Annotated in this window: 13 protein-coding genes; 12 read left to right on the top strand and 1 reads right to left on the bottom strand. The window is 71.2% G+C overall.

Annotation, left to right across the window (positions count from 1 at the left end):
• Positions 1-218 precede the first annotated feature (218 nt).
• Positions 219-833 carry a 30S ribosomal protein S4 gene (gene rpsD, locus LMU33_RS08800; protein ID WP_228618885.1) on the top strand — a complete coding sequence of 205 codons (615 nt, stop codon included), beginning with the start codon at positions 219-221 and terminating at the stop codon, positions 831-833.
• Positions 834-992: 159 nt separating this feature from the next.
• Here the strand turns inward: rpsD and LMU33_RS08805 are convergent, their stop codons facing one another.
• A complete protein-coding gene (locus tag LMU33_RS08805) occupies positions 993-3,173 on the bottom strand; it encodes an ATP-binding protein (RefSeq protein WP_228618886.1) in 2,181 nt (726 codons plus the stop codon).
• Positions 3,174-3,325: 152 nt separating this feature from the next.
• On the opposite strand from LMU33_RS08805, the gene LMU33_RS08810 reads away from it, so the two are divergent.
• The 11 genes from LMU33_RS08810 (at position 3,326) to LMU33_RS08860 (ending at position 15,180) form a co-directional block, all read left to right on the top strand.
• Complete coding sequence (locus tag LMU33_RS08810; RefSeq protein WP_228618888.1) at positions 3,326-3,760, top strand: DUF948 domain-containing protein; 435 nt, start codon at positions 3,326-3,328, stop codon at positions 3,758-3,760.
• A 16-nt stretch (positions 3,761-3,776) separates the two neighbouring features.
• Entirely contained in the window at positions 3,777-4,151 is a 375-nt protein-coding gene (locus tag LMU33_RS08815; RefSeq protein WP_228618890.1) for a hypothetical protein, read from the top strand.
• Positions 4,151-6,823 (top strand): alanine--tRNA ligase, encoded by a 2,673-nt coding sequence (gene alaS, locus LMU33_RS08820; protein ID WP_228618891.1) that lies wholly within the window; start codon positions 4,151-4,153, stop codon positions 6,821-6,823. Before LMU33_RS08815 ends, alaS begins: the two co-directional genes overlap by 1 nt.
• Positions 6,824-6,872: 49 nt before the next feature.
• On the top strand, positions 6,873-7,337 hold the full coding sequence (gene ruvX / locus LMU33_RS08825) for a Holliday junction resolvase RuvX (RefSeq protein ID WP_228618893.1): 465 nt from the start codon (positions 6,873-6,875) through the stop codon (positions 7,335-7,337).
• Positions 7,338-7,458: 121 nt separating this feature from the next.
• A complete protein-coding gene (mltG, locus tag LMU33_RS08830) occupies positions 7,459-9,123 on the top strand; it encodes an endolytic transglycosylase MltG (protein ID WP_228618894.1) in 1,665 nt (554 codons plus the stop codon).
• Positions 9,104-9,943: a shikimate dehydrogenase gene (locus LMU33_RS08835; protein WP_228618896.1), complete on the top strand. Its 840-nt coding sequence runs from the start codon at positions 9,104-9,106 to the stop codon at positions 9,941-9,943. Before mltG ends, LMU33_RS08835 begins: the two co-directional genes overlap by 20 nt.
• A gap of 164 nt (positions 9,944-10,107) precedes the next feature.
• Positions 10,108-11,292, top strand: coding sequence for a chorismate synthase (aroC, locus tag LMU33_RS08840; RefSeq protein WP_228618897.1), 1,185 nt, complete (start codon positions 10,108-10,110; stop codon positions 11,290-11,292).
• 32 nt (positions 11,293-11,324) lie between these two features.
• The gene (locus LMU33_RS08845) at positions 11,325-11,807 is read left to right on the top strand and encodes a shikimate kinase (protein ID WP_228619089.1); all 483 of its coding nucleotides are present in this window, start codon (positions 11,325-11,327) and stop codon (positions 11,805-11,807) included.
• Complete coding sequence (aroB, locus tag LMU33_RS08850) at positions 11,804-12,895, top strand: 3-dehydroquinate synthase (RefSeq protein ID WP_228618898.1); 1,092 nt, start codon at positions 11,804-11,806, stop codon at positions 12,893-12,895. The genes LMU33_RS08845 and aroB overlap by 4 nt, the downstream gene beginning before the upstream one ends.
• Positions 12,896-13,071: 176 nt before the next feature.
• Positions 13,072-13,986 carry a Pro-rich N-terminal domain-containing protein gene (locus LMU33_RS08855; RefSeq protein ID WP_228618900.1) on the top strand — a complete coding sequence of 305 codons (915 nt, stop codon included), beginning with the start codon at positions 13,072-13,074 and terminating at the stop codon, positions 13,984-13,986.
• Between the two features lie 57 nt (positions 13,987-14,043).
• Positions 14,044-15,180, top strand: coding sequence for an aminopeptidase P family protein (locus LMU33_RS08860; RefSeq protein ID WP_228618902.1), 1,137 nt, complete (start codon positions 14,044-14,046; stop codon positions 15,178-15,180).
• Positions 15,181-15,223 lie beyond the last annotated feature (43 nt).

The raw sequence follows: 15,223 nt of genomic DNA on the forward strand, positions 1-15,223 counted from the left end.
TTCCAGGAGCGTCGCGCACCGTCGAAGGTGTCGCGGGCAGCCCACCACCACCCGGAGCTCCGGGATGGTCGGTGGGCCACTCGCGTGCTGCACGTATGTGCCCAGACCAGGGAAACGGCTGCCCGGCAGGTCCCGCAAGGACCCGGCGGGTTTTCCCGGCTGCGGATGCGACCTCCCTAAACCCTGACGAGCCGAAGACTACGAAAGAGATTGAGACAGTGGCGAACCAGTCCCGCCCCAAGGTCAAGAAGTCGCGTGCCCTCGGCATCGCGCTGACCCCGAAGGCCGTCAAGTACTTCGAGGCCCGCCCCTACCCGCCGGGTGAGCACGGCCGCGGCCGCAAGCAGAACTCGGACTACAAGGTCCGTCTGCTGGAGAAGCAGCGTCTGCGCGCGCAGTACGACATCTCCGAGCGCCAGCTGGTCCGCGCCTACGAGCGCGCGTCCAAGGTTCAGGGCAAGACCGGTGAGGCCCTGATCGTGGAGCTCGAGCGCCGTCTCGACGCCCTGGTCCTGCGTTCGGGCATCGCCCGCACCATCTACCAGGCCCGTCAGATGGTCGTCCACGGCCACATCCAGGTCAACGGCCAGAAGGTCGACAAGCCGTCCTTCCGTGTCCGCCCGGACGACGTCGTGCAGGTCCGCGACCGCTCCAAGGACAAGACGCTCTTCCAGATCGCCCGCGAGGGTGGCTTCGCCCCCGAGGGTGAGACCCCGCGCTACCTGCAGGTGAACCTCAAGGCCCTGGCGTTCCGCCTGGACCGCGAGCCGAACCGCAAGGAAGTTCCGGTCATCTGCGACGAGCAGCTCGTCGTCGAGTACTACGCCCGCTGACCCCAGCCCCGGCGTAGCACCTCAGCCCGCCGTCTCTCCGCCCGGCCCTGCCGGGAGAGAGACGGCGGGTCTTTTCGTCTGCGGTCGTCCGGACAGCGCGGGCCGCAGGGGCAGGGCCCGGCCACGCGGCGGAGCCGCACGTCGATACGGCCCGACGCCCTACGGCGCGTGTGAACCCCGCGCGGAGTCGGCGGCGCGCCCGGTCGCCTCGGTGCGATGCGCGCCCCCGCCGCCCCGCGGCACCGGTCCCCGTGGACTCGGCAGCGCGCCCAGCGGACGTACCGCGTTCCGCCGCAGCGCCCGGTTCACGGCCGCCTCCCGGTCCAGCAGGCCCCCCTCCCGCACGCGCTCCTCGTAGCCGGCGTCCCCCAGCGCCTGCCGGGCGAGCGCCTCGCAGCGTTCGTGCGGGGCGTTGTAGTACGCCGAGCCGAACAGGGGCAGCCCCACGGAGGGCCACACCCGGCCCGCCGCACCCTGCAGGAGCGCCGCCTCGGCCGGATCGCCCTGGGCGGCCGTCACCAGTGCCAGCAACTCCAGCACCAGCACGGAACCCAGCAGGTCGTGGAAGGCGTGGGCGTTGCGCAGACAGTCCGCGAGCAGCTCCCGCGCGCCGTCCAGGGCGCCCTCCTGCCAGGCCGCGTACGCCAGCACGTACAGCGCGTAACTGCGGGCCCAGCGCTCCCCGTGGTCCTCGCAGACCCGGCGCACGTCCTCGCACAGCCGCACCGCGTCCGGCAGGTCCCCCTGGAAGGCCCGTGCCATCGCCAGCTCCACCTGGCCCATCAGCACATTGCTGTTGAGTTCGCCGATCTCCTGATAGCGGTCCAGCGCCGACCGCAGCAGTGTTTCTGCACGGGCCATGTCATCGGTGACCAGCGCCAGACAGCCGGTGCGGTGCTCGGCGTACGCCACCGCCGTCGGATCCGCGACCCGCTCGGCCTGCTCCCGGCACTCGCGCAGCACCGTCAGCGCAGGCACGGTGTCGCCCTGGAGGATGGCCACATAGCCGAGCACCCACAGCGCCTTCAGCCGCGACTGGTCGTACGCCGACTCCAGTTCCACGCTGCGCGCCAGCCAGCGGCGGCCCTCCGCGAGCCGCCCGCAGCCGACCCAGCAGAACCACAGCGACCCGGCGAGGTACTGGCCGAGATGCGCCTCCTCCGGCTCCGTCAGACAGCACTCCAGTGCCGCCCGCAGATTGGGCAGCTCCGCCTCGACCCGAGCGGCGACCTCGCCCTGCCGGGATGAGAACCAGTCCAGCTCGCACCAGGTCGCCAGGCCCAGGTACCAGTCCCGGTGCCGTCTGCGCAGCCGGCCCGCGTCCCCGATCCCCTCCAGCCACTCGGCGCCGTAGGCCCTGACCGTGTCCAGCATCCGGTAGCGCGGGCCGGCCGGGCTCTCCTCGCGGGTCACGACCGACTGGGCCACCAGCTCCGACAGCACGTCCAGGACGTCCTCGGCGGGCAGCCCGTCCCCGCTGCACACGTACTCGGCCGCCTCCAGGTCGAAGGTCTGCGCGAACACCGACAGCCGCGCCCACAACAGCCGCTCGGCGGGCGTGCACAGCTCGTGGCTCCAGCCGATCGCGGTGCGCAGCGTCTGGTGGCGCGCCGGGGGTCCCCCCGGGACGGAATGCGGGCCGGAGCCCGTCGTCAGCAGCCGGAACCGGTCGTCCAGCCGCTGCAGCAGCTGCGCCGGGGACAGCGCCCGCAGCCGCCCGGCCGCCAGCTCCAGCGCCAGCGGGATCCCCTCCAGCCGCCGGCACAGCTCGCGCACCCCGGGGCCGTCGGACACATCCAGGCCCTGCTCCCGGGCCCGGTCCGTGAACAGCTCCACCGCCTCGTCCTCGCCGAGCGGCGCCAGCGGGAACAGCCGCTCGCCCGCCAGCCCCAGCGGACGCCGGCCCACGGCCAGCACCCGCAGCTCCGGCAGCTTCCGCAGCAGCTCCGCCGTCAACTCCACGCAGGCGTCCAGCAGATGCTCGAAGCCGTCCAGCACCAGCAGGGCCGGACGGCCGGCGAGATGCTCCAGCAGCGTCTGCCGGGGCAGCCGGGCGGTGTGGTCGGTCAGCCCCAGCGCCTCCGCCACCGCGTACTCCACGAACTGCGGATCGCGCACCGGCGCCAGCTCGACCCGCCCGGCCCCGGACTCCCACCCGGTGGCGACCCGCGCGGCCAGCCGGGACTTGCCGACACCGCCGACCCCGGTCACGGTCACCAGCCGCGCCCGGCCGAGCGCGTCCCTCAGCTCGGCGAGTTCGGCCGAGCGCCCGACGAACGTGGTCAGTTCCAGGGGCGGATCGCCGTCGGAGAAGGGATCCGGGGGCTGAGAACCTCGCATGGGACACGGAGCGTACTGAACCGTGTTCACTGCGTACAATCGCTTCCCGCAACTCCGTACGCGCCGCCCGGTAATCCGGTACGGAGCCCCGGCCGTGGCGCGATAGGCTCGGACACGACTTTTTCGATGGTGAGGGACGTTTCAGGGAGCGGGTGCGCACAGTGTCCGGTGGAGAGGTGGCCGGGATCCTGGTGGCCGTCTTCTGGGCGATCCTGGTCTCCTTCCTCGCGGTGGCACTCGCGAGGCTGGCCCAGACGCTCAAGGCGACCACCAAGCTGGTGGCGGACGTGACCGACCAGGCCGTCCCGCTGCTCGCGGACGCCTCCGCCGCCGTGCGTTCCGCGCAGACCCAGATCGACCGCGTCGACGCGATCGCCTCCGACGTCCAGGAGGTCACCTCGAACGCCTCCGCGCTGTCGACCACGGTCGCCTCCACCTTCGGCGGCCCGCTGGTCAAGGTCGCGGCGTTCGGCTACGGCGTCCGGCGGGCGCTGGGCGGCCGCAAGGAGGACGTGCCCGCGAAGGCCCCCCGGCGTACCGTGATCGTGGGCCGCGCGGTCCCTGCCGCACGACGCAAGCGGAAGTAAGGACTGAGACCGAGCGATGTTCCGCCGTACGTTCTGGTTCACCACCGGTGTCGCCGCTGGTGTGTGGGCGACCACCAAGGTCAACCGCAAGCTCAGGCAGCTGACCCCGGAGAGCCTCGCCGCAACGGCGGCGAACAAGGCCCTGGAGACCGGTCACCGCCTGAAGGACCGCGCGGTGGGCTTCGCGCTCGACGTCCGCGACAACATGGCCCAGCGGGAGGCCGAGCTGGAGGAGGCCCTCGGGATCCACGAGAACCCCGAACTCCCCGCACCGAGGCGGCAGGCCGCCATCGGGGCCAACCCCAGCGACAACAGCAGCACACCGAAGTACATCGAAACGTCGTTTTCTTCGCAAGCGAAGCACTCGTACAACCGGAATGAGGACCACTGATGGAGTCGGCCGAGATTCGCCGCCGCTGGCTGAGCTTCTTCGAGGAGCGCGGGCACACCGTCGTCCCTTCGGCGTCGCTCATCGCGGACGACCCGACTCTGCTCCTCGTCCCCGCCGGCATGGTGCCCTTCAAGCCCTACTTCCTGGGTGAGGTCAAGCCGCCGTTCCCGCGCGCCACCAGCGTGCAGAAGTGCGTGCGCACGCCCGACATCGAAGAGGTCGGCAAGACCACGCGCCACGGCACGTTCTTCCAGATGTGCGGCAACTTCTCCTTCGGCGACTACTTCAAGGAAGGCGCCATCAAGTACGCCTGGGAGCTGCTCACCACGCCCCAGGACAAGGGCGGTTACGGCCTCGAGCCCGAGCGCCTGTGGATCACCGTCTACAAGGACGACGACGAGGCCGAGCGCATCTGGCACGAGGTCGTCGGCGTGCCCAAGGAGCGCATCCAGCGCCTCGGCATGAAGGACAACTACTGGTCCATGGGCGTCCCCGGCCCGTGCGGCCCCTGCTCCGAGATCAACTACGACCGCGGCCCCGAGTTCGGCGTCGAGGGCGGCCCGGCCGTCAACGACGAGCGGTACGTGGAGATCTGGAACCTCGTCTTCATGCAGTACGAGCGCGGCGAGGGCACCGGCAAGGACAACTTCGAGATCCTCGGGGACCTGCCGAGCAAGAACATCGACACGGGCCTCGGCATGGAGCGGCTCGCCATGATTCTGCAGGGCGTGCAGAACATGTACGAGATCGACACCTCCATGGCCGTGATCAACAAGGCCACCGAGCTGACCGGCGTGCGCTACGGCGACGCCCACGACTCGGACGTGTCCCTCCGCGTGGTCACCGACCACATGCGTACGGCCACGATGCTGATCGGCGACGGCGTCACCCCCGGCAACGAGGGCCGCGGATACGTCCTGCGGCGCATCATGCGCCGCGCCATCCGCAACATGCGCCTGCTGGGCGCCACCGGTCCGGTGGTCAAGGACCTCCTCGACACCGTGATCCAGATGATGGGTCAGCAGTACCCCGAGCTGGTCACCGACCGCGAGCGCATCGAGAAGGTCGCCATCGCGGAGGAGAACGCCTTCCTCAAGACGCTGAAGGCCGGCACCAACATCCTCGACACCGCCGTCACCGAGACCAAGCAGGCCGGCGGCAAGGTCCTCTCCGGCGACAAGGCCTTCCTGCTCCACGACACCTGGGGCTTCCCGATCGACCTCACCCTCGAGATGGCCGCCGAGCAGGGCCTGAGCGTGGACGAGGAGGGCTTCCGCCGCCTGATGAAGGAGCAGCGGGAGCGCGCCAAGGCCGACGCCCAGGCCAAGAAGACCGGCCACGCCGACATGGGCGCCTACCGCGAGATCGCCGACACCGCCGGCGAGACCGACTTCATCGGCTACAGCGACACCGAGGGCGAGAGCACGATCGTCGGCATCCTGGTCGACGGCGTGTCCTCCCCGGCCGCCACCGAGGGCGACGAGGTCGAGATCGTCCTCGACCGCACCCCGTTCTACGCCGAGGGCGGCGGCCAGATCGGCGACACCGGCCGGATCAAGGCCGACTCCGGTGCCGTCATCGAGATCCGCGACTGCCAGAAGCCGGTCCCGGGCGTGTACGTCCACAAGGGCGTCGTCCAGGTCGGCGAGGTGACCGTCGGTGCCAAGGCCCACGCCTCCATCGACAACCGCCGCCGCAAGGCCATCGCCCGCGCCCACTCGGCCACCCACCTGACCCACCAGGCCCTGCGCGACGCCCTCGGCCCGACGGCCGCCCAGGCCGGTTCCGAGAACCAGCCCGGCCGCTTCCGCTTCGACTTCGGCTCCCCGTCCGCCGTTCCGACGGCCGTGATGACCGACGTCGAGCAGAAGATCAACGAGGTGCTCGCCCGCGACCTGGACGTGCACGCCGAGATCATGGGGATCGACGAGGCCAAGAAGCAGGGCGCCATTGCCGAGTTCGGCGAGAAGTACGGCGAGCGGGTCCGCGTGGTGACCATCGGCGACTTCTCCAAGGAGCTGTGCGGCGGCACGCACGTGCACAACACCGCCCAGCTGGGCCTGGTGAAGCTGCTCGGCGAGTCCTCCATCGGCTCCGGCGTCCGTCGTATCGAGGCCCTGGTCGGCGTGGACGCCTACAACTTCCTCGCCCGTGAGCACACGGTCGTCAACCAGCTGACCGAGCTGCTCAAGGGCCGCCCGGAGGAGCTGCCGGAGAAGGTCTCCTCGATGCTCGGCAAGCTGAAGGACGCCGAGAAGGAGATCGAGAAGTTCCGCGCCGAGAAGGTGCTCCAGGCCGCCGCCGGTCTCGCCGAGTCCGCCAAGGACGTGCGCGGTGTGGCCGTCGTCACCGGCCGGGTCCCGGACGGCACGACCCCCGACGACCTGCGCAAGCTGGTCCTCGACGTGCGCGGCCGTATCCAGGGCGGACGCGCCGCGGTCGTCGCCCTCTTCACCGTCAACAACGGCAAGCCGCTGACGGTCATCGCCACCAACGAGGCCGCCCGCGAGCGCGGCCTGAAGGCCGGTGACCTGGTGCGCACCGCCGCCAAGACCCTCGGCGGCGGCGGTGGCGGCAAGCCCGACGTGGCCCAGGGCGGCGGCCAGAACCCGGCCGCCGTCGGCGAGGCCGTCGACGCCGTCGAGCGCCTCGTCGCCGACACTGCCAAGTGACGGCGAAATCGACGGCGAAGAAGACGGCGAAGTAAGGAAACGGTCGGAAATGCGCAGAGGACGTCGACTCGCGATCGACGTCGGGGACGCCCGGATCGGGGTCGCCTCGTGCGACCCCGATGGGATCCTCGCCACACCGGTGGAGACCGTCCCCGGCCGGGACATCCCCGCCGCCCACCGCCGGTTGCGTCAACTGGTGGAGGAGTACGAGCCGATCGAGGTCGTCGTCGGACTCCCTCGCTCCCTCAAGGGGGGCGAGGGCCCGGCCGCCGTCAAGGTCCGCGCCTTCGCCCAGGAGCTGGCCAGGGGCATCAAGCCGGTGCCGGTGCGCCTGGTGGACGAGCGGATGACGACCGTGACGGCCAGTCAGGGACTGCGCGCCTCCGGCGTGAAATCGAAGAAGGGCCGCGCGGTCATCGACCAGGCGGCGGCCGTCATCATCCTCCAGCAAGCCCTCGAATCCGAACGAGTGTCAGGTAAAGCACCCGGCGAGGGCGTCGAAGTGGTCATCTGATCGCGATACGGTAACGTTCCGCGCGATGTGCCGGTGTTCGAACAGCCGGCACACAGCAAGAGGCGGAACGGAAGCGGGCCCACCGGCCGCGTGACCGGTCGGCCGCGGCTCTAGGGGATCGATGACTGAGTATGGCCGGGGCCCAGGCCCCGAACCGTGGCATCCGCAGGACCCGTTGTACGGGGACGGCGGATGGGAAGGGCAGCAGGCTCACATCGGCCAGCAGCCTGCCTACGGCGGCCAGCCGCAGCAGCAGTACCCGCAGCAGCCGCAGTACGGCGACTGGAACCAGCAGCAGCACCCGGGGTACGGCCACGAGCAGTACCCCTACTACGACGAACAGGGTCATCAGCAGTACGCCGGCCACACCCAGCAGCAGTACCAGCAGCAGGGCGGCTGGAACACGGCCGGCTCCCCTGGCCAGATGCCGTACACCCCCGATCCCGGTGACCCGTACGGCCAGCAGCCCATTGCCTACGGCGGGGAGCAGCCCGACTTCTACGGCACCGAGGACGCCTACCCGCCGCCGGTGCCGCCCGGCCGCAGGCGCCCCGAGCCGGAACCCGAGGCCGTGCCCGACGAGGAGGAGCAGCACCCCTTCTTCACGGGAGGCGGCGACGACGATGACGACGAGGAGCACGAGCTCCAGAGCCGCCGCGACCGGCGCGGCGGCAAGAAGCCCGCCAAGAAGGGCAAGAAACGGCGCAACGGCTGCGCCTGCATGGTCGTCGTCCTGGTCTTCGGAGGCGGCGTCGGCACGGCGGGTTACTTCGGCTACAAGTTCTACCAAAATCGTTTCGCCCCGGCGCCCGACTACACGGGCGACGGGATCAACGAGACGGTGACCGTCGAGATCCCCAAGGGTGCGGGCGGCTGGGACATCGGCAACCGCTTGAAGCAGGCCGGGGTCGTCAAGAGCGCCGAAGCCTTCGTGCACGCGCAGAGCACGATCCCCGGCGGGGACAGCATCCAGGCCGGCGCGTATCTCCTGAAAAAGGAGATGTCCGCCGCCAGCGCCGTGAAAATGATGATGGACCCGAAGAGCCAGAACATCGTCATGGTGACTCCGGGCGAGCGGAATGCCGGCGTCTACCAGGCGATCGACAAAAAACTCGAACTCTCCGCCGGCACCACCGAGAAGGTCGCCAGGCAGAAGTACAAGACCCTGGGTCTGCCGGCCTGGGCGCAGAACACGGCGAACAGCGGCGAGATCAAGGACCCGCTGGAGGGCTTCCTCTTCCCCGGTAACTATCCGGCCGCCAAGGGCATGAAGCCGGACGCGATCCTGAAGCAGATGGTCGCCGATGCCAAGTCCAAGTACGACGCCTACGGTCTCACCTCGAAGGCCCGGGCGCTGGGCCTGAACAACGCGTTCGAGCTGGTCACGGTCGCGAGCCTGGTGCAGGCGGAGGGCAAGACGAACGACGACTTCCGCAAGATGGCCGAGGTGGTCTACAACCGTCTCAAGCCCACCAACACCGAGACGAACCAGTTGCTGCAGTTCGACTCCACGTACAACTACCTCAAGGGCACCAGCAACATCCATATCTCCCTCAAGGAGATCAACGGCAACCTCAGCCCGTACAACACCTACCGGCACAAGGGTCTCCCGCCCGGTCCGATCGGCAACCCCGGCGAGGCCGCGATCATGGCGGCCCTGAACCCGACGCACGACGGGTGGTTGTATTTCGTGGCGACCGACGGAGTGAACAACACCGAATTCGCCAAGACCCTCGCCGAATTCCAGCGCCTCAAGGACAAGTTCAATGCCAGCTCGGGCAACTGACGCCCGCCGCGCCGCCGTGCTCGGTAAGCCCATCGCCCACTCCCTGTCCCCGGTGCTGCACCGGGCCGCGTACGACGAGCTCGGGCTCACCCGCTGGTCGTACGAGCGCTTCGAGGTGGACGAGGCCGGGCTGCCCGGCTTCTTCGAGGAACTGGGGCCGGAGTGGGCTGGGCTGTCCCTGACCATGCCGCTGAAGCGGGCGGTCATCCCGCTCGTGGACGAGATCAGCGAGACGGCCGCCTCCGTCGACGCGGTCAACACGGTCGTCCTCACCGAGGACGGCCGCCGTCTCGGCGACAACACCGACATTCCGGGCATGGTGGCCGCGCTGTGCGAGCACGGCATCGAGCAGGTCGACTCCGCCGCGATCCTCGGCGCCGGAGCCACCGCCTCCTCCGCGCTCGCCGCCCTCGCCCGGATCTGCACCGGCGAGGTCGTCGCCTACGTCCGCAGCGAGGCCCGCGCCGCCGAGATGCGGCAGTGGGGCGAGCGGCTCGACGTGGACGTGCGTACGGCGGACTGGGCGGACGCCGAGCAGGCGCTGCGCGCCCCGCTGGTGATCGCCACCACACCCGCCGGCACCACCGACGCCCTCGCCGCCGCCGTACCCGAGCGCCCCGTCACCCTCTTCGACGTGCTCTACGACCCCTGGCCCACCGAGCTGGCGGCCCGCTGGTCCATGTTCGGCGGAGCGGTGGTCAGCGGGCTCGACCTGCTGGTCCACCAGGCCGTCCTGCAGGTCGAGCAGATGACCGGCCGGTCCCCTGCGCCCCTGGAGGCCATGCGCCGCGCCGGCGAGAAGGCACTCGCCGCCCGCTGATCGCTTCCCCACGTCCGACTTGTGGACCGGCGACCGGATTCCGGCCCCGGACGTGGGAGGATCGGAGGTGGCGGGGCCGGGGTCGCGCACCCGGTCGCGCCGTCGCCGTACGCGAGCACGCGTGTACGCCGGGCAGTACCGGGCGCGAACACTGAGGAGCACCGTTGAGCAGGCTGCGTTGGCTGACCGCGGGGGAGTCCCACGGTCCCGCACTTGTCGCGACGCTGGAGGGGCTTCCCGCCGGCGTGCCGATCACCACGGAGATGGTGGCGGACCACCTGGCGCGGCGGCGGCTCGGCTATGGCCGCGGTGCGCGGATGAAGTTCGAGCGCGACGAGGTCACCTTCCTCGGTGGCGTCCGGCACGGTCTGACGCTGGGCTCCCCGGTCGCGATCATGGTGGGCAACACCGAGTGGCCGAAGTGGGAGCAGGTGATGGCCGCCGACCCGGTCGACCCGGAGATCCTCGCAGGTCTGGCCCGTAACGCGCCGCTGACCCGGCCGCGGCCCGGTCACGCCGACCTGGCCGGCATGCAGAAGTACGGCTTCGACGAGGCCCGCCCCATCCTGGAGCGCGCCTCCGCCCGTGAGACGGCGGCCCGGGTGGCGCTGGGCGCGGTGGCGCGGTCGTACCTGAAGGAGACCACGGGCATCGAGATCGTCTCGCACGTCGTCGAGCTGTGCTCCGTGAAGGCCCCGCGGGGTGTGTACCCCACGCCGGCCGACGTCGAGAAGCTGGACGCCGACCCGCTGCGCTGCCTCGACGCGGACGCCTCGAAGGCGATGGTCGCGGAGGTCGACCAGGCCCACAAGGACGGTGACACGCTCGGCGGCGTGGTCGAGGTGCTGGCGTACGGCGTCCCGGTCGGGCTCGGTTCGCACGTGCACTGGGACCGCAAGCTGGACGCGCGTCTCGCCGGGGCCCTGATGGGCATCCAGGCGATCAAGGGCGTCGAGCTCGGTGACGGCTTCGAGCTGGCCCGGGTGCCCGGCACCAAGGCGCACGACGAGATCGTCAGCACGCCCGAGGGCATCAAGCGCGTCTCCGACCATGCCGGCGGCACCGAGGGCGGTCTGAGCACCGGCGAGCTGCTGCGGGTGCGGGCCGCGATGAAGCCGATCGCGACCGTGCCGCGCGCCCTGCAGACCGTGGACGTCACCACCGGCGAGGCAGCCCAGGCCCACCACCAGCGCTCCGACGTCTCCGCGGTGCCCGCCGCGGGCATCGTCGCCGAGGCGATGGTCGCGCTCGTGCTCGCGGACGCGGTCGCCGAGAAGTTCGGCGGCGACTCCGTGGCCGAGACCCGGCGCAACGTGCAGTCGTACCTCGACAACCTGCGGATCCGGTGAGCACCGTGCCCGCCGTCGTACTGGTCGGTCCGATGGGCGTGGGCAAGTCCACCGTCGGCCGGCTGCTCGCCGAGCGCCTCGGGCTCGGCTACCGGGACACCGACGAGGACATCGTCGCCGGCGAGGGCCGCACCATCGCCGAGATCTTCGTCGACGAGGGCGAGCCCGTCTTCCGCGCGATCGAGAAGCAGGCCGTCCACCTCGCGCTCGCCGAGCACGAGGGGGTTCTCGCGCTCGGCGGCGGGGCCGTCCTGGACGCCGACACGCGCGCGCTGCTCGCCGGACACCGGGTGGTCTACCTCTCCATGGACGTCGAGGAGGCCGTCAAACGCACCGGTCTGAACGTGGCCCGGCCGCTGCTCGCGGTCAACCCGCGCAAGCAGTGGCGCGAGCTGATGGAGGCCCGGCGGCACCTGTACGAGGAGGTCGCCACCGCCGTGGTGGCGACCGACGGCCGTACCCCCGAAGAGGTCACCCAAGCAGCGATGGACGCACTGGAGTTGAAGGAAGCATGAGCGAGGCAGTCACCCGGATCCAGGTCGCCGGCACCGCGGGCACCGACCCCTACGAGGTGCTGGTCGGGCGCCAACTGCTCGGTGAGCTGGGCGGGTTGATCGGTCCCAAGGCCAAGCGGGTCGCGGTGATCCACCCCGAGGCGCTGGCCGAGACCGGTGACGCGCTGCGCGCCGACCTGGCCGAGCAGGGCTACGAGGCGATCGCCATCCAGGTGCCGAACGCCGAGGAGGCCAAGACCGCCGAGGTCGCCGCCTACTGCTGGAAGGCACTCGGCCAGTCGGGCTTCACCCGCTCCGACGTCGTCGTCGGCGTGGGCGGCGGCGCGACCACGGACCTCGCCGGTTTCGTCGCCGCGACCTGGCTGCGCGGGGTGCGCTGGATCGCCGTGCCGACCACCGTGCTCGCCATGGTGGACGCGGCGGTCGGCGGCAAGACCGGCATCAACACGGCCGAGGGCAAGAACCTCGTCGGCGCCTTCCACCCGCCGGCCGGCGTCCTGTGCGACCTGGCCGCGCTGGACTCCCTGGCGGTCAACGACTACGTCTCCGGACTCGCCGAGGTCATCAAGGCCGGCTTCATCGCCGACCCGGTGATCCTCGACCTGATCGAGTCCGACCCGGAGGCCGCCCGGACCCCCGAGGGCCCGCACACGGCCGAGCTGATCGAGCGCTCGATCCGGGTGAAGGCGGAGGTCGTCTCGTCGGACCTGAAGGAGTCGGGCCTGCGCGAGATCCTCAACTACGGCCACACGCTCGGCCACGCGATCGAGAAGAACGAGCGCTACCAGTGGCGGCACGGCGCGGCGGTCGCGGTCGGCATGCACTTCGCCGCCGAACTGGGCCGTCTGGCGGGCCGGTTGGACGATGCGACGGCGGACCGCCACCGCGCGGTCCTGGAAGCGGTGGGCCTCCCGCTGCACTACCGCTACGACCAGTGGCCCAAGCTGCTGGAGACGATGAAGATCGACAAGAAGTCCCGGGGCGACCTGCTGCGCTTCATCGTCCTCGACGGCCTGGCCAAGCCGACCGTCCTGGAGGGCCCGGACCCGGCCGTCCTGCTCGCCGCGTACGGAGAAGTGGGCCAGTAAGTCCCCCGCTGTTCCGTCCGCCCGATTCCCTGTCTCGACTTCCTTTGCGGAACGGGCACTTCGGGCCGCCCCCGGCCGTTTCACCAAACGACGGCGGGGGACGGTACCGTTCGGTAGGCAGCGGGGTCAGCCCCGCTGCCAGCACGAACTGCTTGCACGAGACGGAGTGGCAACGGATGCAGCACGCAGTGGGGTCTCCGCTGCCGCCGCCCCACCAGCCGGGGCAGGTGCCGCACGCCGGCTGGGCGTCGGCCGCACACCACCCGGGCCCGCACCCGGCAGCCTCCCAGGGGCCCGGCCCCGTGCCCCCGCCGCCGGGCTTCCCGGCCCCCACCGGCGCCGTCCCGCCGACACCCCCGCAACCTCCTGTGCCTCAGGGCCCGCCCCCGCAACCGGCCGCGCCCCAGCCCCCGGCACAGCAGCCCGCGGCCCCGCCGGCCCCCGATACCACCGGTCACGTCCCGCTGCCGCCCGGCGGCCCCGTCGGCCTGCCCACGGCGCCCCCGGCTCCCGCTCCGGCCCCCGACCCGACGACCACCACCCTGGCCGTCCTGCTGATCGGCCCGGCCGGCGCGGGCAAGACCAGCGTCGCCAAGTACTGGGCGGACCACCGCCGCGTGCCCACCGCCCACATCAGCCTGGACGACGTCCGCGAATGGGTCCGCTCCGGCTTCGCCGACCCCCAGTCCGGCTGGAACGACAACTCCGAGGCCCAGTACCGCCTGGCCCGCCGCACCTGCGGCTTCGCCGCGCGCAACTTCCTCGCCAACGGCATCTCCTGTGTCCTGGACGACGCGGTCTTCCCGGACCGCCCGGTCGTCGGCCTCGGCGGCTGGAAGCGCCACGTCGGCCCCGGCCTGCTCCCGGTCGTCCTCCTGCCCGGCCTGGACATCGTCCTGGAGCGCAACGCGGAACGCACCGGCAACCGCCGCCTCACCGACGAGGAGGTCGCCCGCATCCACGGCCGCATGGCCGGCTGGTACGGCTCGGGCCTGCCGATCATCGACAACTCCCAGCTGGACATCCCCGGGACGGCCCGTGTGCTGGACGAGGTGCTGGCGAGAGCGATAGCAAGCCCGCCGAGCTGGTAAGCCCCACTCGGCCCCTAAAAATCGGCACAACCCGGTCAAAACTCCTACGCTCATCTCATGTCAGAGGTGTACGCGACCCGCCGATCCCGGCTGAGGGACCACTTCACCGCGGCCGGCACCGCGGCAGCGCTCGTCACTCGTCCAGCCAACGTGCGCTACCTCGCCGCCGCGGCCCCGCAGGGCTCCGCGCTGCTGCTCGGCAAACGCGAGGACCTCCTCGTATGCGTCGGCCAGCCCGACGACCGCCCCGCCGAGGGCCGCCCGGACGAGAACCTGCGCCTGCACGTCCTCCCGCCGAACGGCGTCGGCGCCTGCGGGGCCGTCGGCGCAGGTGGCGAAGCCGTGGTCGCGGCGGCCGAGCTGGCCGTGGCCCAGGCGGCCGACTCCCTGGCCGTCGAGGAACACCACCTCACGGTCACCCGGCACCGAGCGATCGCCTCCGCGGCCCCCGCACTCCGCCTAGGCGATCTCGGCGGAGCCGTGGAACAGCTCAGGGTGGTCAAGGACGAGGAGGAGATCTCCTGTCTGCGCATCGGCGCCGAGATCGCCGACCAGGCCCTCGGCGAGCTGCTGGAGTCCATCCTGGTCGGCCGTACCGAACGGCACCTCGCCCTGGAGCTGGAGCGCCGTCTGGTCGACCACGGTGCCGACGGCCCGGCCTTTGCCACCTCGGTCGCCACCGGGCCGAACTCCGGCCGTCGCGGGCACCGCCCCACCGACCGGCGGGTGGAGGAGGGCGACTTCCTCACCGTGTGCCTGGGCGCGACCTACCGCGGCTACCGCTGCGAGATCGGCCGTACCTTCGTGATCGGCACCTCGCCCGCCGACTGGCAGGTCGAGCTGTACGACCTGGTCTTCGCCGCTCAGCGCGCCGGACGGGAGTCCCTGGCGCCCGGCGCGGGCTACGGCGATGTGGACCGCGCGGCCCGCCAGGTACTGGACTCCGCCGGCTATGCGGAGGCACTCCCACCGCTGACCGGACACGGCGTCGGACTCGAAATCGACGAGGACCCTCAGTTGGCGCCCGCGGCCATGGGTAAACTGGACGCTTGCGTGCCGGTCACCGTCGAACCGGGGGTCCACCTCCCGGGCCGGGGCGGTGTCCGGATCGATGACACGCTCGTCGTGCGCCCCGAGGCGGACGGCGGACCCGAGCTACTCACCATCACGACCAAGGAGCTGCTCGCCCTCTAGGCAGTGGCGTGCGCCGGGGTCGTACGTCAGTCCAGGAGATTCC

It is taken from the genome of Streptomyces barringtoniae (assembly GCF_020819595.1).
Taxonomy (GTDB): Bacteria; Actinomycetota; Actinomycetes; order Streptomycetales; family Streptomycetaceae; genus Streptomyces; species Streptomyces barringtoniae.

Bases quoted from the DNA above. Each gene is read 5' to 3' on its own strand.
- LMU33_RS08860 (WP_228618902.1), top strand. From the start codon at position 14,044: ATGTCAGAGGTGTACGCGACCCGCCGATCCCGGCTGAGGGACCACTTC.
- LMU33_RS08835 (WP_228618896.1), top strand. From the start codon at position 9,104: ATGCCAGCTCGGGCAACTGACGCCCGCCGCGCCGCCGTGCTCGGTAAG.
- alaS (WP_228618891.1), top strand. From the start codon at position 4,151: ATGGAGTCGGCCGAGATTCGCCGCCGCTGGCTGAGCTTCTTCGAGGAG.
- ruvX (WP_228618893.1), top strand. From the start codon at position 6,873: ATGCGCAGAGGACGTCGACTCGCGATCGACGTCGGGGACGCCCGGATC.
- LMU33_RS08855 (WP_228618900.1), top strand. From the start codon at position 13,072: ATGCAGCACGCAGTGGGGTCTCCGCTGCCGCCGCCCCACCAGCCGGGG.
- LMU33_RS08845 (WP_228619089.1), top strand. From the start codon at position 11,325: ATGGGCGTGGGCAAGTCCACCGTCGGCCGGCTGCTCGCCGAGCGCCTC.
- mltG (WP_228618894.1), top strand. From the start codon at position 7,459: ATGACTGAGTATGGCCGGGGCCCAGGCCCCGAACCGTGGCATCCGCAG.
- aroB (WP_228618898.1), top strand. From the start codon at position 11,804: ATGAGCGAGGCAGTCACCCGGATCCAGGTCGCCGGCACCGCGGGCACC.
- LMU33_RS08815 (WP_228618890.1), top strand. From the start codon at position 3,777: ATGTTCCGCCGTACGTTCTGGTTCACCACCGGTGTCGCCGCTGGTGTG.
- LMU33_RS08805 (WP_228618886.1), bottom strand. From the start codon at position 3,173: ATGCGAGGTTCTCAGCCCCCGGATCCCTTCTCCGACGGCGATCCGCCC.